We start from the raw sequence: 18,992 nt of genomic DNA, 5'->3' as shown, positions 1-18,992 counted from the left end.
CTTCTTTTTTCTGTCCATGAGGATGTAGTGGGAAAGTCCGGTCCCCTCGGCCTTGCAGGCCTTACGGTAGGCGATTACGTCCTTTTTCCCGCTCTCTTTCTCGGTCTTCTTCTTGTCTTTCATTTCTGCCTCCTCTTTTGTTTTTAAATCAATAAAAAAGGGTTCTGACAGACTTCAAAAGTCTGTCGGAACCCTTTGCCATCAGATTCCCGATACAAGGCATCAGCAGGTCTTCTGGCTCTCGGGTCGTCAGCTCCTCACGGCCTTCCCGGTCTATTCGACCAGTGGCCGGCTCTCGCCTTAAGTGAGGAGCCTCGCCGATTACAGCGGCGGGTCCGCCACGGATTCGCACCGTGTTCCGGGATGCTGAAACCGAATAGATTATATTATTCCTGTTCCAGAAGAGTCAAGGGCACGAATTGGACAGGTCAAGCCAAAATAGAAATGTCCTATTTTGGTAGGACAGGGTTTTTCGTGTATTGACCATACATGTGGTTATATGGTAATTTTAATCTTCTGCTTTTTTCTAAAGGAAAAGCGAAAACTGGAGGTGCGAATAATGTTAAAACGGTATCTTCTTGCACCAGGGCCAACACCTGTTCCACCAGAGGTCCTTTTGAGCATGGCGGCTCCCATAATCCATCACAGGTCTTCGGATTTCATCCCTGTGCTTGCCTCTGTTAGGGAAGGACTAAAATGGCTCTATCAGACAAAAAACGATGTGCTTGTCCTTTCCTCCTCAGGCACAGGAGGGATGGTCTCTGCTGTGAATAACTTCTTTTCCCCAGGAGACAGTGTCTTAGTGATAAACAGTGGAAAGTTTGGCGAAAGGTGGACAAAGATATGTCAGGCTTACGGACTGAAGGTAAGGGAAATAATTGTTGAGTGGGGCTATGCAGTGAAATCAGAGGATGTTGAGAAGGCTCTTAAGGAAGAGCCAGAGATAAAAGGCGTATTCGTTCAGGCATGCGAGACATCAACAGGCATCTACCATGACATAGAGGCTCTTGCAAGGATAGTTTCGAGGCATAGAGATACGATTTTCATAGTGGATGCAATATCGGCCCTCGTTGCCCATGACCTCAAAACAGATGAGTGGGGAGTGGATGTAATGGTTGGAGGCTCTCAGAAGGGCCTCATGACCCCCCCTGGAATGGCATTTATAAGCGTAAGCGAAAAGGCATGGAAGAAAAACGAGACATCGACCATCCCAAGGTTTTACTTTAACCTCAAAAAAGAAAGGGAAAACCTCGTTAAGAATCAGACTAACTTTACATCTCCCGTAACCCTCGTTGTAGCACTTAATGAGGCAATAAAGCTTCTTCAAAAAGAAGGACTTGAAAATATCTTCAAAAGGCATAGAAGGCTTGCCGATGCAACAAGAAAGGCTATAGTCGCTCTTAGACTCAAGCTTTATGCAAAGGAAAGCCCAAGCAATTCCGTTACTGCAATCGAGTCACCCGAGGGCATAGATGCACAGGCGATGTACAAAAACCTTAGGGACAAATACGGCATTACAGGCGCAGGAGGTCAGGATAGGGCAAAAGGAAAAATCTTCAGAATTGCGCATCTTGGATACGCTGACACATTCGATGTCATAACCGCAATCTCAGGCATAGAGATGGTGCTTAAGGCAATGGGCTATCCTGTCAAGCTGGGACAGGGTGTGGCGGCAGCAGAGGAAGTCCTGATGGTGGACAGATGAAGGTTCTTGTAAGCGATAAGCTTTCTCCGAGAGGCATCGAGATTCTGAGGAGGGCAGGGCTTGAGGTCGATGTGAAGCCCGGAATGACCCCTGAGGAGCTTAAGGCATGCGTTGGTCAATATCATGGACTTATTATAAGAAGCGCAACAAAGGTTACTGCCGATGTCATAGAGCATGCTGAAAACCTCAAGGTCATAGGAAGGGCAGGCTCAGGACTGGACAATGTGGATAGGACTTCTGCATCGAAAAAAGGCATAGTTGTCATGAACACCCCGGGGGGAAACACAATAACGACTGCCGAGCACACGATAGCCCTCATGTTTGCCCTCGCAAGACAAATCCCGCAGGCAGATGCCTTGATGAAAGCACATAAGTGGGAGAAAAAGAAATTCATTGGGGTTGAGCTTTTCGGAAAAACACTGGGTATTATTGGAATCGGAAATATAGGAGGTCAGGTTGCAAAAAGGGCACAGGCTCTTCAGATGAATGTAATAGCCTTTGACCCTTTTCTTAGCGAGGAAAAGGCAAAGGCAATAGGGGTTCAGAAGGTAGGCATCGAAGAAGTCTTCAGCCGCTCTGATTTCATTACCATACACACGCCTCTTACAGCCGAGACAAAAAACCTTATAAATAAAGAGACTATTAAGATGATGAAGGATGGTATAATGATTATTAACTGTGCAAGGGGCGGAATAGTTAATGAAAAAGACCTGTATGATGCCCTAAAAACAGGCAAGGTTGCTGGAGCCGCAGTGGATGTCTTTGAAAAAGAGCCTTTGGTTGACTACTCCCTCGTAAGCCTCGAAAATGTTGTCAGCACCCCTCATCTTGGAGCCGCAACAGAGGAGGCACAGGAAAATGTAGCCCTTGCCATCTCAGAGCAGGTCGTTGACTATCTCATACACGGAATTATAAGAAATGCCGTGAATTTCCCATCAATCCCAAAAGAGCAGATTCCAATGCTTCAGCCTTATCTTCTTCTTGCCGAGAAAATGGGAAGCTTTGCCTCACAGACATTCGAGGCAGGCATCACAGAGGTTACAATAGAATACAGGGGCGAGGCAATGGAGCTCAACACCGCACCAATTACGATTTCTGCACTCAAAGGCATTCTTACCCCTATCCTCGAGGAGACAGTGAACTTTGTCAATGCACCACTTATAGCAAAAGACCGTGGCATCGAGGTCAAGGAGACTAAAAGCAAAGAGGCAGGCGACTACCAGAGTATGCTCTGTCTAAGGCTAAAAGCCCCTGAAAGGGAAACCTACATCTCAGGCACCCTATTTAGCAGAAAAGACCCACGAATAATTCGGATAGATGGCTTCCATGTGGAGATTGTCCCAGAAGGGAACATGCTTTTCATGTTCAATAACGACAAGCCAGGCGTTATAGGAAACATAGGCTCTCTGCTTGGGAAATACAATATAAACATAGCAAGGATGCACTTTGGAAGGGAATCCGTAGGCGGAAGGGCAATATCTGTTGTCAACATAGACAACCCCGTTACCCCTGAGCAATTAGAAGAGATAAGAAGACTTCCCAATATCCTCTCTGTCAAGCAGGTTTACCTTTAATGTCAACGGTAGTTATAGTTGGTGCCCAGTGGGGAGATGAGGGAAAGGGAAAGTTAGTTGACTTTCTTACGGAAAAGGCGGATGTGGTTGCACGCTATCAGGGCGGCCACAATGCAGGGCACACAGTCGTCATTGGAAACGAAAAATTCATACTTCATCTTGTGCCATCGGGAATACTGCACAGAGGAAAGCTCTGCATCATTGGAAATGGCACTGTTGTCGACCCCTTCTACCTTTTAAGGGAAATCTTAGGACTCAGGGAAAAAGGCATAGAGGTCAAAAGAAACCTTCTTTTAAGCAAGTCCGCACATCTCATTATGCCCTATCATATGGCTATAGAGGAGGCATCCGAAAACCTCAAGGGCTCTAAGAAGATTGGAACAACAGGAAGAGGCATTGGCCCTGCCTATGTGGATAAAATGGCAAGAACAGGCATAAGGGTCGGAGACCTCCTTTATCCGGAGGTCTTCAGAGAAAAACTCCAAAGGAATCTCAGGTATGTAGATATCCTTCTCAAGGCATTGGGCAGTAGCACTGAACTTAGCAGTTCCGAAGAGATATACAGACAGTTCATGGAATGCGGAGAACTGCTATCGAGCCACATAGAAGACACAGACATAGTTATAAATAAAATAATAGATGAAGGCAGAAATGTCTTGTTTGAGGGTGCACAGGGCACACTGCTCGATGTAGACCATGGCTCATACCCATATGTTACATCCTCCTCTTCGTCCGCAGGTGGTGTATGCACAGGGCTTGGAGTTGGCCCCACAAAGATAAACAAGGTCTTGGGTGTTGTAAAGGCATATACAACGAGGGTTGGCAGTGGCCCATTTCCTACTGAGATAAAAGAGCCCTTAGGTGATATAATTAGGGAAAAAGGCGGAGAGTACGGTGCAACAACAGGAAGACCGAGAAGATGCGGATGGCTTGACATTGTGTCTCTCAGACACTCAATCAGGGTTAACGGCATTACAGGCATTGCCATTACAAAACTTGACATATTAGATGGGCTTGAGACAATAAAGGTATGCACCTCATATAAGTGTAATGGAAGGGTTGTCGAGGAATTCCCAAAGGAGATAGCTTTGCTTGAATCCGCAGAGCCTGTTTATGAAATCATGAGCGGATGGTCAGAAAGCACAGCAGGTATAAGGGAGTTCAAGACACTGCCTTCTTCAGCCCAGAAATACATTAAGGCTATAGAGAAACTGCTAAAGGTAAATGTCCATATGATATCTACTGGCAAGGAGCGGGAAAAGCTAATCACCATTAAAGAGCAATTCTGATGGAAGACAAAAGGGCTTTTGAAAGATTCACAAGAAGGCTTGAGGTCGAGTTCTCCTCGGGAGAGAAAAATTACAGGGGCATATCTTCCGACCTTTCCGAAAGAGGAATATTTATAAGAACCCACCACGGACTTGCACCAGGCAGTACGCTTAACATTACGATTTACCTACCTGACGGAAAGACATCACGACTGAAAGGGATTGTTAGAAAGATAGTGAAGACAGACTCGGTTATCGTTAAAAACGGAATGGGAATCGAGCTCACAGATATAGATGCAAACTACATGAATTTTGTCAAGGCATCCACATTGTCGGATACGACTCAGACAGGCAAGCAGGGTGAGCAAGAGTTCCTGATAGTGTTCTGTATTTCATGCGGGACTAAAAATAAGGTGCCAAAAGCAAAACTCCATATGGGTCCAAGGTGCGGGAACTGCAAAAGTGGCTTAAAGATAAATTAGCCCCTGCCATAGTAAATCTCATATACCCGTCAAAATGCCCTGTGTGCGGGAAAGACTCTAATAGGTTTCTACACTCACCTATATGCATTGACTGCTGGAACGGAATGTCCTCCTATGAAGGGAACTCATGTAGGTCATGTGCAACGCCCCTTCCTGCTCCTCAGGCAGGCTCTTGCGGTGAATGCCTAAAGGAGCGTCCAGTGTTTTCAAAGGTCATTAGCTTTGGCATTTACAAAGGCACACTTAAAGAGGCAATCGGTTTGTTTAAGTTTTCAGGCATCAGGAGGCTTTCAAAGCCTCTCGGAGGATTGCTTAGTGGGCTAAACATCCCAAAGGCAGACTGCATCATCCCTGTCCCGCTCGAAATCCATGGGCTCAAGGAAAGGGGATTTAACCAGAGCCTTCTCATTGCAAAGGAACTCTCACAGGCATTGAAAATCCCCTTGTTTCAGGATGTGCTTTATAAAAAAAGAAGGACCCTGCCACAGATAGGACTCAGTGCAAGCGAGAGGGCAGTGAACCTTAAGGATGCATTCGGAGTAAAAAGAAGGCTCGATGACAAAGAGGTTCTTCTTGTGGATGATGTTATGACAACAGGTGCAACTGTAAAGGAGTGCTCTAAGGAGCTGATTAAGGCAGGCGGAAGCAGGGTAACCGTGGTTGTGCTTGCGAGGGCAGAAATGTAGTAATAGGCATATGGTAAAATTTACAATGCTTCTCAGGGAGGTTTCCTATGAAGTGTAGGAAGTAAGGTCATCAGACAGGGCATGATGAGTAAAAATCTCATAGCAGTCATAGGTGGAAGACACGAGGGAAAGCCTCTTCTTAAGGAGGCAGAAGCACTGGGAAGGCTTATCGCCAAAAAAGGCTTCATCCTGATTACAGGAGGCTTAAGCGGAGTTATGCGAGCTGTCTCAAAAGGTGCACACTCTCATGGAGGAATTACAGTTGGAATACTTCCGCAGGAGCACAAAGGCTCTGCAAACGAATACGTCTCAATCCCCATTGCCACTGGCATTGGCATTGCAAGAAACGCAATCATAGCACGCACTGCAGATGCAGTCATAGCAATAGGAGGAGAATACGGAACGCTCTCTGAGATTGCATTTGCCCTTCAGATGGGAAAGCCTGTCATCGGGATAAAGACATGGGATATAAAAGGCGTCATAAAGGCAAAGGATGCAAAAGAGGCAGTCTCAAATGTAATGAAACTGCTCAGCTAAAACCTATTCTAAGCAATTAGAGGGAAGCCATGCCTTATTCTAATTTTTTGGCGGATAAGTTTTGGGCATTGGCTCTGGCTGTCCATGCGGCAGGAGTAACGAGGGATAAACCTAAAAGGTGTAAGGAAGTGACAGCGAGGAGTGTGTGATTTTCTCTTGACAGGGGTGTTTTGGAAGGTGTAGTTTTAAGGGCATGCTGGTTGTCATTAAGAAATAAAAGGTATGGGATACGAAGGAAAAAAGACAGAGCATTCAGGCCCTAAAAAGGGTTGTGGTTCTTACTGGGGGCGGAAGGTTGACGCTAAAAAGCAGAGTAATCGTAAGCGTCGTGAGCAAGGCAAGAATTTGACACGGAAGGGAATGAACTGACTTTTTATTGTAAAAAGAATATTATAAAATAGATAATAAGAACCGATGAAGGAGAAGGTTATGGAAACCATAAAGTTTGTATACTGGCAGGATAGCAATGTGTGGCTCGGGCATCTGGAAGAATATCCGGACTACATGACACAAGGCGAAACATTAGATGAGCTGAAAGAAAATCTAAAAGACTTGCATAAAGAACTATCAAGCGGTGTAATCCCTTGTGTTCGTAAGGTTGCTGAACTGGAAGTAGCTTGAAAAAAAATGAAAATCTTGCAAGGCATATCATAAAAATGTTGAAGGATAATGCCTGAAAAGAAAATGGAGGGTGTAGTTTTAGGGGGATTGAAAGGAGGATAAACAACATAAAGAAGGTATTGATTTTATTTTCAGTTACTTTGATTTTAGTTTTTGTAAGTGTTGCCTGCGAGGCGGGCAAAAAAGGAACGAACATTGAAGGGAAGGTAGTTGACATCTACGGCAATCCGCTCTCTGGCGTAAAAGTAGTGGCTATACAGGAAGAGACTCTTAAGGGTTATGAGAAGTTTGAAACTAAGACTAAGGGCGATGGAACATTTGTATTTAAAGGTCTCTATCCTAAATCCACATATTACCTTTTACCCGAAGGTGGACAGTGTAATAATGCAAAAAAAGAGATAGACACCGGGCCTGCGGGTGAGACGAAGATGCTTAACGACCATATTGTATTAAAGTTCTCACCATTTCAAGTTTCTAATGAAGGTGTTGTAACCGATTCGAGAACCAGACTTGAATGGGTTTCTGCATCCAGCGAAAATATGAATTGGTATGAGGCGAATCAGTATGTTCAAAGCCTGAGCCTTGCCGGAGGAGGTTGGAGGCTTCCGACACGAGTTGAACTCAGAGGATTATATGAGACAGGTAAAACCGGCTGTGGCGTTGGTGACAAACTTGTTTATAAGGGGGGCGAATGGGGGAAAGGGGCGAGAATTCGGGCATGGTCATCGGAGTTATATAAAGACGATTCATCATCAGCGTGGATTTTCAATTTCCAAAGCGGCAGCGAGGGAGCTTACAGATGCGATGAGACATTCCCCCAGTACAATGGCCTCTATGCTCTGGCAGTGCGTTCCCAAAGGTGATGATATAGTATCATGGAAATCCATTAACATAAAACAAAAGACTAACATCCAAAACCTTTCGGGCTTTTTCCCCGCCTTGAAGGTTAGGCGCAATTTTGTCATAATATAGTATTATATATAGTATATGGGAGGATAGCTTTATGAGAGCCAAAAGTTTAGGTCGGTATATTATCGCTGACCCTAAGATTTGTCATGGCAAACCTGTTTTTCGCGGCACTCGCATTCTGGTTGCCGATATATTGGAACAGGTGGCAAGCGGTATGGTCTGGGAAGCGATTATTGATGAATGGCGCGGCGTATTAACAAAAGAGGCAATAGCAGAAGCAGTTCGTATCGCCCGTGAAATGTTAGTCACTCATGCTTCAGAGTTGGTAACAGAAATAGCCTGATGTGATTATTCTGAAGGAAGAAAACATTAAGTGGCAACCATAAACAAAACTTTCTTTTTTGTCCCTTTCAAGAACTCCCGCATGAATTAAAAGAACCACTGAGCAGTAAGCCCTATCCTGCTTGGGGCAAACGGATCAGTATGAATACGAATATACGGATGCAGTGTTTCAGAAGCAAAACCACCTTGCCAAGAACAGCCTACTTATCAATCTATCTTTTTGATGGACTCACACACCCTTTTTCAATTCAAAGACAACTATTAGAAACCTGCCTTCCGCCTTTTTTAGTATAATCCATATTATACTAATTAATTATGAAGTTTGAGCTGATTTCAAAAGAAACCATTGGGCCCCGACTCGGAATTATAAAGACTCATAGGGGAGATATTCATACCCCCTCATTCATGCCTGTTGGGACAAATGCCACTGTAAAGGCAATGACCCCCGAGGAGCTTAAAGACATTGGGGTTGAGATAATTCTTTCAAATACCTATCACCTTTATTTAAGGCCCGGAAATGAGACAATAAAAAGATTAGGCGGTCTTCATTCATTCATGAACTGGCAGAGACCTATACTTACAGATAGCGGTGGGTTTCAGGTCTATAGCCTTTCGGCGCTTAGAGATATAAAGGAGGAAGGCGTTAGTTTTAAATCCCACATAGACGGCTCAATGCATTTCATAAGCCCAGAGCTTGCAGTGGAGATTCAGGCAGATTTAGGCTCCGATATATTCATGGCATTCGATGAGTGCACTCCTTATCCTGTCTCTTATGAGTATGCATTGAACTCCCTCAGACTCACAACAGAATGGGCAAAGAGGTCTAAGGAGGCATATAAGAAGCTCTTCTCGGTTGAAGAAAATCCCTCTACATCCCCCTTTGCTAATCAAATCCCCCTACATCCCCCTTTGCTAAAGGGGGATAAGAGGGGGATTACCAATAAGAGCCATCCGTCCCTTTTTGGAATCATTCAGGGTGGCATGTATAAAGACCTTAGAAAACAGAGCATAGAGGAGATTACAGAAGTTGGCTTTGATGGATATGCAGTAGGAGGAGTTTCTGTTGGAGAGCCAAAAGATGAGATGTATGAGATAATAAGCTATGCAGGGACCCTTTTGCCATATGAAGCTCCGAGGTACCTTATGGGTATAGGCGAGCTAAGGGATGTCATCCATGCAGTAGAGGCAGGCTTTGATATGTTTGACTGCGTAATGCCTACAAGAAATGCAAGAAATGGAACGCTTTTTACATCCGAGGGAAGGATAAGCATAAAAAGAACAGAATACAAAGAAGACAGCTCTTCTCTTGACCCTGACTGTGACTGCTATACATGCAGGAATTACTCAAGGGCATATCTAAGGCACATGTTTCTTTCAAAGGAAATCCTTTCGATGAGGCTTAATACTATACATAATCTTTATTTTTACATGGAGTTCTTTAGACAGATGAGGGACTCTATAAAGGAAGATAGATTCATGGAGTTCAAAAGGAAATGGCAGAGCATACCATTTTAGATACAGCCCGGAACACCTCGATGGTAAGAAGGGTTCTCATCTATACCTTGGGGCTTAACCTTCTGGTGGCTTTTGCAAAGATAATCTATGGCTATTTAAGCGGCTCCGTGGGAATGCTCTCGGATGGGTTTCATTCCATGTTTGACGGGTTCTCGAATGTCATCGGGCTTGTTGGCATCTGGGTGGCATCCCATCCACCCGATGAGAGGCACCCTTACGGGCATAAGAAATACGAGACCTTCTTTACGATTGCCATAGCGTTTGCGATATTCACCACATGCATTCAGATTTTTAGAAGGGCATATAACTCGTTTTTTGATGGACACAGGGCTACTGCAGAGGATACGAGCTTCATAGTGATGTTTCTGACATTATTCATAAACATATTCGTTATGGTATATGAGATGAGAAAGGGAAGACAGCTTCAAAGCTCATTTCTCATAGCAGATGCCCTTCACACAAAAAGCGATATACTTGCCTCGCTGGCAGTAATTATGGGGCTTATCTTTACAAGACTGGGGTATGCCTTTGCAGATACTATTGCAGGGCTTGTAATCACCCTTTTCATAGGAAAGATCGGCTATGATATTCTTAAGAATGCCTCTGATGTGCTTGTGGATACTATCTGCATAAATACAGAGGCGATAAGTGCGGCTGTGATGAAGGTTGCCGGGGTAAAGGGATGCTATCGGATAAGGACGAGGGGTACTCAAAATGCGGTTTATCTCGACCTTCATATACTCGTAGAGCCAGAGCTACCCATGGATAAAGCCCATGATATAGCAACTACGGTTGAGGAGAAGATTAAGGATGAGTTTCCCTCAGTTGTTGACATTGTTGTTCATGTGGAGCCTGACCGAAGAGTGAGTCGTTAAACAGGAAAATAGCATAAAATATTTTAGTGCATGCCGGGGTAGCTCAGTGGTAGAGCAGCTGATTCGTAATCAGCAGGTCGTGGGTTCAACCCCCATCCCCGGCTTTTTTATAAAAAAAGGCATGCTGGCGGAGGGGGTGAGATTCGGACTCAATGTTTCAGGGTTTTAAGTATATTCTTAAAAGTGCTGGTAAACTTTTTCTCTTCTGATAGCTTATCAAACTCTCCAAGCCATTTCTTTATATAAGCCATATCGTAGTCAGGGTTTTTTATGAGCATTGACCTGACATCCTCTAAATCCCTTGCACGGCATGAGAAGACTTTATGGATGATAATATCCTCTAAAGAGGCAAATTTAATCTTAGTGCCAGAAATGACTATGTCCCTTACCCTTGAAATCGCCTGCCTTTCATACGGGGTAAAGGAAAAAATGAAATCCACTCTCATTTTGCTTTTCCTATCCCTTGTGGGCAGGACAAAGGTTTTTTTCACAAAGCCTTCAGAATCTTTCGGAAGAATTTCCAGCCCCGCGTCTTTGACTGTATTGACCACATCAGAGAGTTTGTCTATGCCGACTCCGAGAGTTATGTCTATGTCTTTTGTAAGCCGCGGTGCTCCATAAAGAAGAACTGCCTGGCCACCAATGACCATATAGGGAATGTTGTGCCTTTTGAGTGAAAAAGCTACCTTTGCTAAGAGTTTTTCAAACACGAATTTAACACCTTTGCAAGTGCAATATCTGCCTCAAGGTCTTCCATAGGGTCTTTTAAAGGCAGGACTCCAAAGCTCACTGCCTCCTTCCACATTGCCTCAAAGAGCTTCAATGCCTCTTTATAAGAGAGCCTTTCTTGTCTTAGAAGCCTGTCTTCAAATTCAGAAAGGAGCTTTGCGTTTTTAATCATGGCTTTATTATACCAGTTTTTGTCGGAACGATGCTTTGCAACAGAGTTTATTTGTAGGAATAAAAACTGCTCTTTCGGGGCGGGGTGAGATTCGAAAACAGGACTGCTTCTTGTCTTAGAAGCCTGCCCCGGCTATTGTGGAATTTAACAGTTAAGCCCTTTACAGGGATGTTAAAGGGAACTATAATTTAGTCCTTTGCGGCCTGTCATGAATTTTGATTACAAGCTCATTGAAGATTTTTTTATCGAAGGCAGGGGCAAGGGTTTGTTTCAAGAAGTCATACTCAAGAATATGGAAAGTGTAGCCTGTCTAAAAACTATGGTTCAACGCCTGAATTAACGGGCGGCTACTCGCCGTCCCGTTGAATGACTCGTTAGATGTTTCTTTGATTCAAATTTTAGGGGGTATTTTTCTGGATTTTCAAGATTGTCAATTTCCAAGTCAACATCCAATTCAGGCCAATACAAATGATAGCCATGAAGTAATTGAACATTTTGTATGGAACTCAATGTCTGGTCCTTAAAATAAGGATAGTCCTTATAGCTTAGAAAATATTCTTTTTCTTTTACATACAGCCAGATACCAAAAGGCGTTATATTTTCAACGCTTACTGAAATGTGTTCGCCATGCTTTAATGATTTCATTTTTATGCTCCTCTACGATTTTTTGAATTTCGTTCAACTTTCTTGGATTTAACCCATGAGATATAGCTAATGATATTATGGGTTCCAGCCAAAACTTAGCCTCCCCGTCCTCGCATGTAACATGGATATGGATTCTATCCTCTTCATTTGAAAGAAAATAAAATCTGTATCCCCTTTCCCTAAAAATTGAAGGACTCATACAGTTTTATTTTAACATCAAACGGTTGTGACAAGCTATCGAAAATAAATAGAGACACAGAGCCTGTCTAAAAACTATGGTTCAACAATGAGCTAAGCCGCCCGGCCACAAGCCTTTGCCAAAATCAAACCAGCGTTGTTCCTGGTCGGCTTGAGTGATTCGTTAGACAATCATATATCCTTATTCATTTATTGTCTATTAGTCGTTCCATCTTGTAAAGATGATAATAGAATCTGGAATCGTCTATAAAAAAGAATATTCCAACTGAGAAGATAAGAGACCATATGACCCCGGGAATCCATTTATATGGTAAAATTGTCAAAATATTTTCTGGCAAAATAATTGAGAGTAATGCAATAAGGGTTGCGATTCCAAAGAAAATCATGGATTTCTTGAAACCATTTGGCTCCACCTCAGCCAAAACAAGTTTTAGGCGTGGAAAACCTAATTCATCTGTAAGCAGATTCAAAAGTCCTGAGGCTGTTAAAGGCGGATTATGCATAATGTGATTTTTAAGTATACGATTGATTCCCTCATCTCTCTTTTTACTTAAGGTTGGTGACTGCCGATAAAAGTTAAGAAACGTCACAATAGAGACCAATAGAAAACTTCCAGATGCAATGGCTAAGCTGACCATCTCTCTAAGCTCCTATTTTACCAATTTGGTTTTTCTTTATTTGGCTGATTAACTTATTCCAATCATCTGCTGAAATTGTAATACGATTCTCAGAATTATAACTATCGATGATACGCGCTTCTCTCAGCTTGTGATCTAAATAAATATCAATAGATCTAATCCCTCCCCAAGTTTTGGAAGAGACGTGATAGTGATCTACTTCTTCCTTATTTTGCTTCATAATTTCCTCCTTTATAATTATCTCTGTCTAACGAGATAAATAACCCGATGGTGAACTGCCCTTTGAAAACCAAAACAGGCTTATCACCAGTCGGGTTGATTTTTTTGTTAGGCATTGTTTTTCATTTTTATATCAGATCAACATGTCCTATAGCCAAAAAATCTAAATAAGCCAAACAGAACAATAAAACATAAGCTTGTAAGAATCCAAAGCTTTAAAAGAAAAGGCTCTCTAATTGGTGTCTTATGAAGAGTTGCAAAATGTTTATTGATAAATTGATGTCTTGCAAGAAAAGAAAGAGATAAAGAAACAGTGAAGCAACTTATAATCCATAGTATAAAAACGGAAATACCCCGTGAAAGCAGTAATACATAAGAATACCGATAAAGTATAAGAAGGGAAATGGCAGAAGAAAGAAGGCAGTAAAATATGCCGACGGTAGTTCTCTGGTTGAGCCAAGCTTGCTTATCCAGATCATAAATTTTATCAAATAATAAAACATCCCGCTGAAGAAGACTGCATAACCGCTCGCCAATTACATAAGTTGCACAACGAGCCTTAACAAGTATGACTTGAAAAGAAGAAACAGCATGAATTAAAAGGATCGCATTTATTATAGGAATAGCAAGAACTAATCCGATCAATTCAGTCTGTTCATCAATGTTCTTTATGAATTCATTGAAATTTGCAGTTTTCAAAAAGAAACCGATAATACCAAAAACAGCGATGGCATAAATTCCAATTATTTTGTCTATACGTGCTATGTCCGTTCTTATTGATGCCGCAAGCATTTCGTATTCTTTCAGATGAACAGCTATTTCCTGTTCATCATTAGATCTATTAGCAAGTTGGTCTTGTTCTACTTTTGTCAATTTGATGCCTCTATATTATTCTCATTTATGCGTATAACCAGTTATTAGACGGAAACCGTCCCGATAATATCGGAATTTGTATATTAGTCAGGAAACGCTCTATATTCCCCATAGTTGATTACCAATAATAACTTACACTATTTTGAATCTTTTGCCAACAGTTTGTATGGGTTCAACACATATGAGACAAGTTATATCCCCCTCACCCTGACCCTCTCCCACAAGGGGAGAGGGTAATTAAAAGGAGTAAAGACCTGTCCTGTAAGGAAAAAATGCGATTTGCTTTATCGACCCCTCCCTTGATGGGAGGGGTTAGGGGAGGGTGATTTAATTGACGCATTTTGTCTCATATGTATCTGAACTTATTCACAGTTTAATCTGTAACAACCTGATAGCTTTTGCCAATTGTAATGAAATCTTCTGTTTTTCCTTCTTTGAGTTTCTTTCTTATGACCTCAAACTTTTCCACCACTTCAGGAGAATATAGCCTTTCTCCACAATGGATACATGCTTCTGCTTTTACTCTGACAATAGCAGTATTTCCATTACCTTTAAGGAGTTTTTCAACCTCTTTATCTACAAGCTCGCCTTCACAGAGAGGGCACTTTTTAAAAAGTCTCATTGTTTCCTCCTTGTCTTGAAGTCTTCCATCCACCTCAGTGGGTCTGGACGATATACTGTTATTAAAACGCTTGCCTCGGTTTCCGAATTATAAGCCCATACACTATGAATTGGCTCGTTTCTAAGATTCCTTCCTAAAATCAAACAGCTTGGATATGGTTTATCTTTTGGATATTGCTCTATTATTTCACCTATCTGCACCGAGCTTAGTATCTCCTTAAAAGAAAGATTGTCAGCCTGTGCTTCTTCATCAGCATGGTCTGTTATTCTAATTTTACCATTTCTGATAGACTCTATTATATCGTTAATATTTATCACTTATTCTTAATTAAAACGGAGGGGGTGAGATTCGAACTCACGGTAGAGTTGCCCCTACAACGATTTTCAAGACCGTCGCCTTCAACCACTCGGCCACCCCTCCAGAAGAGTTTAATATTATAAAGAATTTCGCTCCTTTATTTCATCTAATAAATCATAAGCAACCGGCACCACAACTAATGTAAGAAATAAAGAGGTAAGAAGCCCGCCTATGGTTGCCACTGCCATCGGAGCCCGTGTCTCAGCACCCTCTCCAACTCCAAGTGCAATGGGAAGCATTCCGAATACTATTGCAAATGTGGTCATAAGGATAGGCCTTAGCCTTACAGGGCCTGCCTGAAGTATTGCCTCTCTTCGGCTGATACCACGACTCCTTAATGTGTTTGTGTAGTCTACGATGAGTATTGCGTTTTTCTTGACAAGTCCCATGAGAAGGATTAATCCGATGAAGCTGAAGCGTGGCTTTTGCACTGTCAACCTATGCCTGTGCCAGGGCAAGGCGCGTGGAGACATCGTCAAACTGCTGTTTCGTAATAAGCTCGTCTTTGATAAGGGCAGATTTTCTTTCGTATTCAAGCTGGATATTAAGTAGGCTTGCTTGAGCCTGCTTGAGGCTTGCCTCTCCCCGTTTTACCTCAAGGTCAAACTCCACATCCTGAATACCTGCAATGAGCTGGCCATTTCTGACATGCGAGCCCTCCTTCACTTTAACGGATTTGAGTATGCCCTCGGCCTCTGCACTAACAATCACCTCATCGTAGGCATCCAATGTCCCGACTGCCTCGATATATGGCTTCAGTGCCTTTTTAGATACTTCCCGAACCTCTACCCTAATAACCTTTTCCTTGGGCTTTCGTGCCTCTTTTTCCTTACAGCCCCCTACGAACAAAAGCACAAATATAGATACCAAAACCGAGATGCCCCTTTGAACGGTTGGACTCACTGAATTCCTCCTTTATTTTCTCCAAGCACCGATTTAACGAGTGTTCCAGTTGCCTTTTTAAGCCTGAGCAGGGATAACCTATAGGTTGCCTTCTCATCGGATAGCTGTTTTTCAGTGGTAGTAAGAAGATTATTGGCATCCATTACATCGAGGCTCGTTGCCAAGCCGTAGTCAAATTGTTTTGAGACTGCCCCATAATTTTCCTTTGCATAATTCAGTTGGGCATCGAGCTTTTCGATAACTGCCTGATTTGCAATAACATCTAAATAAGCACTCTGAACCTCGACCTCGATAGTCTTTTTAATGTCTGAAATGGCAAGCTCTGCCTGTCTCAGTCTGGACAGAGATTCCCTGAGCTCTGCCTTTCTTAGTCCTCCCTCAAAAAATGGGAAACTCAGCTTTATGCCTCCATAGAAACTCTCCTCCATAAACAAATCCGATTCAGGTTCATCGTCCCTTTGAGTAAAGACTGCCTCCACCGACACGGTGGGTAAGAAAAAGCCTCTCGAATATCTGACCTGCTTTTTGGCAATCTCATTCTGAATCATAATGCCTCTGAGCTCAGGCCTTTCGGCATATGCTATTTCTTTTAATGCCTCTATTGACAGGGTCTCTGCCAGTTCATCCTCGGATTCCTTGAGGGTAAAATCCTCATTTACCCCCACAAGTCTGATTAAGGTAACCTTTGCAATGGCGAGGTTGTTTTGCATGCGCACAAGGTCCGAATAAGCGCCCTCGAGCTCTGCCTCTGCCCTTAGTAGCACTGTCTTTGTTACCTCACCCACCTTGAGTCTTAAAGCCGCAGCATCCCTGTGACTCTTTAGACGGGCAACATTTGACTGGCCAATCTCCAATGCCCTTTCGGCACTAAGCACATTGTAGTATTGCACCGCAACACCATAAAGATATTCCTCTTTGATGCGATAAATCTCATAACGGTTTTTCTCTATATTGTCCTTAGAAATCCCCAGCGATATAAACTCATTGCCTCCTATGGAAATGGACTGGTCAAGCCTTATCCCCCATAGCGAGGATGTTTCAGGCTGAAGAATCTGACCACCGGGTATGACCTTCCCCTCTTTGTATCTTCTGAGTTCTCCGAATAAAGAGAGCTTTGGAATAAGAAAAGAAGATGCCTTATCCTTTCCTGCCTCTGAGATGCGGAATTCTTCCTCGGAAATCCTTATCTGCTCGGAGCGCTGAAGGGCAAGTGAAAAAATGTCCTTGAGGGTATACTCCTCAGCAGATGAGATGCCCTGATAAATAAAGAGAAATAGACATAAAAACCCGATTGCCTTTTTCATTTCAATGTCCCCTTTGCAAATATCTCTACAAGCTCCGCTATAATCTTTTTGGATTCCTGCTTGCTTAATTTTTTCCTCAGCATTAACTCCTGTGAGGTAAAAAGGGAAAAGAACATTCCGAGGAATGCCCTTGCTCCGTATCTTGGCTCGAACCGTCTCAGGACGCCCTTTTTCTCTTGCTCGCTGAAATAAGAGGCAAGGGTAGTGAAGGTTTCATTAATCAAGCCATGGTATATCTGCCTTGTCTTAGATGGATACTTTGGAATCTCGGAGTGCATTATCCTGATGAGCTCTTTTCTTTCCGATAGGGTGCTAAGAAACCTTTCTGCAATCTTTGTAAGTGCATCCTTATATGGAAGGGCATCTATTTCTCTGAGAAGACCTTTAAGGGCAGGAAGAAAAGAATATGTCTTTATGACCTCTTCGAGAAGGCTCTCCTTCGAAGGGAAATATCTGAAAAGCGTAACCTCTGCTATGCCTGCCTCTTTGGCAATGTCCTTTGTTACGGCACCGAGGTAGCCCCTTTCCGAGAAAAGCTTAAGCCCTGCATCGATGAGTCTCTGTCTTGTGTCTTTTCTTTTCATAGAAGTTTTGTTTGTTAGCACTTACTTACAATTTTACCGATCAAAACCAGAATTGTCAAGAAAAAATTATGTGGGGTAATATCAATTATTTTGTGTAAATTCATTTCTTATTTGGGGTTTCACCCCAAACCCCAGTTGCTTTTCTTCATGCCCAAGAAAAGTAACCAAAAGAATGCACCCATGAAAAGGGGGTAAGGGGGGATCGGTGGGTTTTTAAATATGCTCACTATTAGTGGCGTTCCTTCAACTGCCGTGTTGAGTATAGTTTCCAGATATACCTCAGATAGAACATAGCCATTGTGAAATAGAAGCAATCTGATCTTCGTCGGTAAGGTTCGCGGCGTTCTCCAAAATAGATTGGGTGAGCATTTCCCAAATCTCCGCGGCCATCTTGGTTTCAATGGCCGCTCCGATGAAAAAGGTATGCGGTTTGAGTTTCTTCTTTGAAAATGCCTCGTGAATTCGGTTGAGCGCAGTGCGAGCCGTTTTCCAATGTTCATCCGCTCCTGCCGGGTCAATGCCTCCTTTGAGTTCTCCAAGTGCGATGTAAGCGGAAGGCGTTTTGATGATTTCACGCGTCAGGTCTTGGGCGGAACAGTTGAAGAGAACCAAATCAACATTGTTTTTGAAAAGCGGAACAGTTACATTATAAAAGAGTGTACGCGGCCCATTGCCAGTATTCCAGCTAAGACCCCTTAACGACAACTCAATATCGGCATCATCCTTCGGCAACTCAGTCCATGAGGTGGTTTTATTGGGAAGCCATTGACATTTATGTTCAGTAAGTTTTAAGTAAGCAATAATAGCCCGTGTAATCTTCTTTTGCGCTATAAAGCCACCGATATTTCGCATAGAATCGCCGAGGGTGTCGCCGCGAGTTAGAAGGAAGCGAAAGACAAGTTCCTCGACAAAATTAGTGCCTGCTGGTTCAAGAAAGTTCTTGATAAGGCCACCGACGGCTTCATGCTTATCAGAATCTTGCAGATGGTTTATCGCTTTGTCCGATACTCCAGCTGCCGTCAGCAATGCAGGTTGAATCTCTTGAATCTTTAGAAGATCATCGGCCGATTTGGCTTTGCTCGCGGCAGCCTTCAAAGCACGTGCCTGAGCGACAAACGGCGTTGCACGTCGATTTTTTTCAAGTGCAAGGGCAACGAAACCTGCTCGCACTGCCTCATAGCTGGTCTCAAGACTCTTACTGGATTTTAAGTGTTGTAAATATGGCTTCGCCATT

The 18,992-nt window shown here is 43.0% G+C and carries 26 protein-coding genes, 2 tRNA genes and 1 riboswitch; of the genes, 12 read left to right on the top strand and 16 right to left on the bottom strand.

From position 1 onward, the window contains the following. A partial coding sequence (cbpA, locus tag HY805_10310; GenBank protein MBI4824602.1) for a modified peptide precursor CbpA occupies positions 1–123 on the bottom strand: 123 nt, incomplete at its 3' end. A gap of 83 nt (positions 124–206) precedes the next feature. Beyond that, positions 207–392, bottom strand: a riboswitch (cobalamin riboswitch). Between the two features lie 167 nt (positions 393–559). Between cbpA and HY805_10305 the strand changes: the two genes are divergently transcribed. The 12 genes from HY805_10305 to HY805_10250 all read left to right on the top strand — a co-directional run bounded on the left by HY805_10305 (position 560) and on the right by HY805_10250 (position 10,618). Continuing rightward, on the top strand, positions 560–1,705 hold the full coding sequence (locus HY805_10305) for an alanine--glyoxylate aminotransferase family protein (GenBank protein MBI4824601.1): 1,146 nt from the start codon (positions 560–562) through the stop codon (positions 1,703–1,705). Beyond that, positions 1,702–3,279, top strand: coding sequence for a phosphoglycerate dehydrogenase (locus HY805_10300; protein ID MBI4824600.1), 1,578 nt, complete (start codon positions 1,702–1,704; stop codon positions 3,277–3,279). The genes HY805_10305 and HY805_10300 overlap by 4 nt, the downstream gene beginning before the upstream one ends. Beyond that, the gene (locus HY805_10295; GenBank protein ID MBI4824599.1) at positions 3,279–4,568 is read left to right on the top strand and encodes an adenylosuccinate synthase; all 1,290 of its coding nucleotides are present in this window, start codon (positions 3,279–3,281) and stop codon (positions 4,566–4,568) included. Before HY805_10300 ends, HY805_10295 begins: the two co-directional genes overlap by 1 nt. Continuing rightward, the gene (locus HY805_10290) at positions 4,568–5,029 is read left to right on the top strand and encodes a PilZ domain-containing protein (protein ID MBI4824598.1); all 462 of its coding nucleotides are present in this window, start codon (positions 4,568–4,570) and stop codon (positions 5,027–5,029) included. Before HY805_10295 ends, HY805_10290 begins: the two co-directional genes overlap by 1 nt. Then, positions 4,993–5,715: a ComF family protein gene (locus tag HY805_10285; protein ID MBI4824597.1), complete on the top strand. Its 723-nt coding sequence runs from the start codon at positions 4,993–4,995 to the stop codon at positions 5,713–5,715. The genes HY805_10290 and HY805_10285 overlap by 37 nt, the downstream gene beginning before the upstream one ends. Positions 5,716–5,796: 81 nt before the next feature. Next, positions 5,797–6,252: a TIGR00725 family protein gene (locus HY805_10280; GenBank protein MBI4824596.1), complete on the top strand. Its 456-nt coding sequence runs from the start codon at positions 5,797–5,799 to the stop codon at positions 6,250–6,252. Positions 6,253–6,681: 429 nt separating this feature from the next. Beyond that, positions 6,682–6,873, top strand: coding sequence for a type II toxin-antitoxin system HicB family antitoxin (locus tag HY805_10275; GenBank protein ID MBI4824595.1), 192 nt, complete (start codon positions 6,682–6,684; stop codon positions 6,871–6,873). A gap of 119 nt (positions 6,874–6,992) precedes the next feature. Next, positions 6,993–7,736 (top strand): DUF1566 domain-containing protein, encoded by a 744-nt coding sequence (locus HY805_10270; protein MBI4824594.1) that lies wholly within the window; start codon positions 6,993–6,995, stop codon positions 7,734–7,736. A gap of 140 nt (positions 7,737–7,876) precedes the next feature. Then, positions 7,877–8,125, top strand: coding sequence for a DUF433 domain-containing protein (locus HY805_10265; protein ID MBI4824593.1), 249 nt, complete (start codon positions 7,877–7,879; stop codon positions 8,123–8,125). A 314-nt stretch (positions 8,126–8,439) separates the two neighbouring features. Then, positions 8,440–9,639: a tRNA guanosine(34) transglycosylase Tgt gene (gene tgt / locus HY805_10260; GenBank protein MBI4824592.1), complete on the top strand. Its 1,200-nt coding sequence runs from the start codon at positions 8,440–8,442 to the stop codon at positions 9,637–9,639. Continuing rightward, positions 9,618–10,514, top strand: a complete 897-nt coding sequence (locus HY805_10255) for a cation transporter (GenBank protein MBI4824591.1) — start codon at positions 9,618–9,620, stop codon at positions 10,512–10,514. Before tgt ends, HY805_10255 begins: the two co-directional genes overlap by 22 nt. 32 nt (positions 10,515–10,546) lie before the next feature. Then, a tRNA-Thr gene (locus tag HY805_10250) sits at positions 10,547–10,618 on the top strand. A gap of 45 nt (positions 10,619–10,663) precedes the next feature. Here HY805_10250 and HY805_10245 read toward each other — a convergent pair. The 15 genes from HY805_10245 to HY805_10175 form a co-directional block, all read right to left on the bottom strand. Further along, positions 10,664–11,224 (bottom strand): nucleotidyl transferase AbiEii/AbiGii toxin family protein, encoded by a 561-nt coding sequence (locus tag HY805_10245; protein MBI4824590.1) that lies wholly within the window; start codon positions 11,222–11,224, stop codon positions 10,664–10,666. Next, complete coding sequence (locus HY805_10240; protein MBI4824589.1) at positions 11,206–11,415, bottom strand: hypothetical protein; 210 nt, start codon at positions 11,413–11,415, stop codon at positions 11,206–11,208. Before HY805_10240 ends, HY805_10245 begins: the two co-directional genes overlap by 19 nt. 336 nt (positions 11,416–11,751) lie before the next feature. Next, complete coding sequence (locus HY805_10235) at positions 11,752–12,060, bottom strand: DUF2442 domain-containing protein (GenBank protein MBI4824588.1); 309 nt, start codon at positions 12,058–12,060, stop codon at positions 11,752–11,754. After that, positions 12,017–12,259: a DUF4160 domain-containing protein gene (locus HY805_10230; GenBank protein MBI4824587.1), complete on the bottom strand. Its 243-nt coding sequence runs from the start codon at positions 12,257–12,259 to the stop codon at positions 12,017–12,019. The genes HY805_10235 and HY805_10230 overlap by 44 nt, the downstream gene beginning before the upstream one ends. 184 nt (positions 12,260–12,443) lie before the next feature. After that, positions 12,444–12,896 carry a hypothetical protein gene (locus HY805_10225; protein ID MBI4824586.1) on the bottom strand — a complete coding sequence of 151 codons (453 nt, stop codon included), beginning with the start codon at positions 12,894–12,896 and terminating at the stop codon, positions 12,444–12,446. Between the two features lie 4 nt (positions 12,897–12,900). Next, entirely contained in the window at positions 12,901–13,116 is a 216-nt protein-coding gene (locus tag HY805_10220; GenBank protein MBI4824585.1) for a hypothetical protein, read from the bottom strand. A gap of 137 nt (positions 13,117–13,253) precedes the next feature. Then, a complete protein-coding gene (locus tag HY805_10215) occupies positions 13,254–13,988 on the bottom strand; it encodes a hypothetical protein (GenBank protein MBI4824584.1) in 735 nt (244 codons plus the stop codon). Between the two features lie 373 nt (positions 13,989–14,361). Further along, positions 14,362–14,610, bottom strand: coding sequence for a YgiT-type zinc finger protein (locus HY805_10210; protein ID MBI4824583.1), 249 nt, complete (start codon positions 14,608–14,610; stop codon positions 14,362–14,364). Beyond that, the gene (locus tag HY805_10205) at positions 14,607–14,924 is read right to left on the bottom strand and encodes a DUF4258 domain-containing protein (GenBank protein ID MBI4824582.1); all 318 of its coding nucleotides are present in this window, start codon (positions 14,922–14,924) and stop codon (positions 14,607–14,609) included. The genes HY805_10210 and HY805_10205 overlap by 4 nt, the downstream gene beginning before the upstream one ends. Before the next feature lie 19 nt (positions 14,925–14,943). Further along, a tRNA-Ser gene (locus tag HY805_10200) sits at positions 14,944–15,030 on the bottom strand. A 14-nt stretch (positions 15,031–15,044) separates the two neighbouring features. Beyond that, positions 15,045–15,440, bottom strand: coding sequence for an efflux RND transporter permease subunit (locus tag HY805_10195; protein ID MBI4824581.1), 396 nt, complete (start codon positions 15,438–15,440; stop codon positions 15,045–15,047). Continuing rightward, positions 15,406–15,870, bottom strand: coding sequence for a biotin/lipoyl-binding protein (locus HY805_10190; GenBank protein ID MBI4824580.1), 465 nt, complete (start codon positions 15,868–15,870; stop codon positions 15,406–15,408). The genes HY805_10195 and HY805_10190 overlap by 35 nt, the downstream gene beginning before the upstream one ends. Further along, complete coding sequence (locus HY805_10185) at positions 15,867–17,174, bottom strand: TolC family protein (GenBank protein MBI4824579.1); 1,308 nt, start codon at positions 17,172–17,174, stop codon at positions 15,867–15,869. Before HY805_10185 ends, HY805_10190 begins: the two co-directional genes overlap by 4 nt. Beyond that, complete coding sequence (locus HY805_10180) at positions 17,171–17,758, bottom strand: TetR/AcrR family transcriptional regulator (GenBank protein MBI4824578.1); 588 nt, start codon at positions 17,756–17,758, stop codon at positions 17,171–17,173. Before HY805_10180 ends, HY805_10185 begins: the two co-directional genes overlap by 4 nt. Before the next feature lie 279 nt (positions 17,759–18,037). Further along, positions 18,038–18,991: a restriction endonuclease gene (locus tag HY805_10175; protein MBI4824577.1), complete on the bottom strand. Its 954-nt coding sequence runs from the start codon at positions 18,989–18,991 to the stop codon at positions 18,038–18,040. Between the last annotated feature and the right edge of the window lies 1 nt (position 18,992).

This window comes from Nitrospirota bacterium (assembly GCA_016207905.1).
Classification (GTDB): Bacteria; Nitrospirota; Thermodesulfovibrionia; order Thermodesulfovibrionales; family JdFR-86; genus JACQZC01.
The sequence above is the reverse complement of the archived record's forward strand: the minus strand, read 5'-3'. Positions and strand labels throughout refer to the sequence as shown.

Excerpts from the sequence above, each read along its gene's own strand:
- HY805_10305 (MBI4824601.1), top strand. The coding sequence starts at position 560 with ATGTTAAAACGGTATCTTCTTGCACCAGGGCCAACACCTGTTCCACCA.
- HY805_10300 (MBI4824600.1), top strand. The coding sequence starts at position 1,702 with ATGAAGGTTCTTGTAAGCGATAAGCTTTCTCCGAGAGGCATCGAGATT.
- HY805_10295 (MBI4824599.1), top strand. The coding sequence starts at position 3,279 with ATGTCAACGGTAGTTATAGTTGGTGCCCAGTGGGGAGATGAGGGAAAG.
- HY805_10290 (MBI4824598.1), top strand. The coding sequence starts at position 4,568 with ATGGAAGACAAAAGGGCTTTTGAAAGATTCACAAGAAGGCTTGAGGTC.
- HY805_10280 (MBI4824596.1), top strand. The coding sequence starts at position 5,797 with ATGATGAGTAAAAATCTCATAGCAGTCATAGGTGGAAGACACGAGGGA.
- HY805_10275 (MBI4824595.1), top strand. The coding sequence starts at position 6,682 with ATGGAAACCATAAAGTTTGTATACTGGCAGGATAGCAATGTGTGGCTC.
- HY805_10265 (MBI4824593.1), top strand. The coding sequence starts at position 7,877 with ATGAGAGCCAAAAGTTTAGGTCGGTATATTATCGCTGACCCTAAGATT.
- tgt (MBI4824592.1), top strand. The coding sequence starts at position 8,440 with ATGAAGTTTGAGCTGATTTCAAAAGAAACCATTGGGCCCCGACTCGGA.
- HY805_10255 (MBI4824591.1), top strand. The coding sequence starts at position 9,618 with ATGGCAGAGCATACCATTTTAGATACAGCCCGGAACACCTCGATGGTA.
- HY805_10240 (MBI4824589.1), bottom strand. The coding sequence starts at position 11,415 with ATGATTAAAAACGCAAAGCTCCTTTCTGAATTTGAAGACAGGCTTCTA.
- HY805_10235 (MBI4824588.1), bottom strand. The coding sequence starts at position 12,060 with ATGAAATCATTAAAGCATGGCGAACACATTTCAGTAAGCGTTGAAAAT.
- HY805_10230 (MBI4824587.1), bottom strand. The coding sequence starts at position 12,259 with ATGAGTCCTTCAATTTTTAGGGAAAGGGGATACAGATTTTATTTTCTT.
- HY805_10225 (MBI4824586.1), bottom strand. The coding sequence starts at position 12,896 with ATGGTCAGCTTAGCCATTGCATCTGGAAGTTTTCTATTGGTCTCTATT.
- HY805_10220 (MBI4824585.1), bottom strand. The coding sequence starts at position 13,116 with ATGAAGCAAAATAAGGAAGAAGTAGATCACTATCACGTCTCTTCCAAA.
- HY805_10210 (MBI4824583.1), bottom strand. The coding sequence starts at position 14,610 with ATGAGACTTTTTAAAAAGTGCCCTCTCTGTGAAGGCGAGCTTGTAGAT.
- HY805_10195 (MBI4824581.1), bottom strand. The coding sequence starts at position 15,440 with ATGTCTCCACGCGCCTTGCCCTGGCACAGGCATAGGTTGACAGTGCAA.
- HY805_10185 (MBI4824579.1), bottom strand. The coding sequence starts at position 17,174 with ATGAAAAAGGCAATCGGGTTTTTATGTCTATTTCTCTTTATTTATCAG.
- HY805_10180 (MBI4824578.1), bottom strand. The coding sequence starts at position 17,758 with ATGAAAAGAAAAGACACAAGACAGAGACTCATCGATGCAGGGCTTAAG.
- HY805_10175 (MBI4824577.1), bottom strand. The coding sequence starts at position 18,991 with ATGGCGAAGCCATATTTACAACACTTAAAATCCAGTAAGAGTCTTGAG.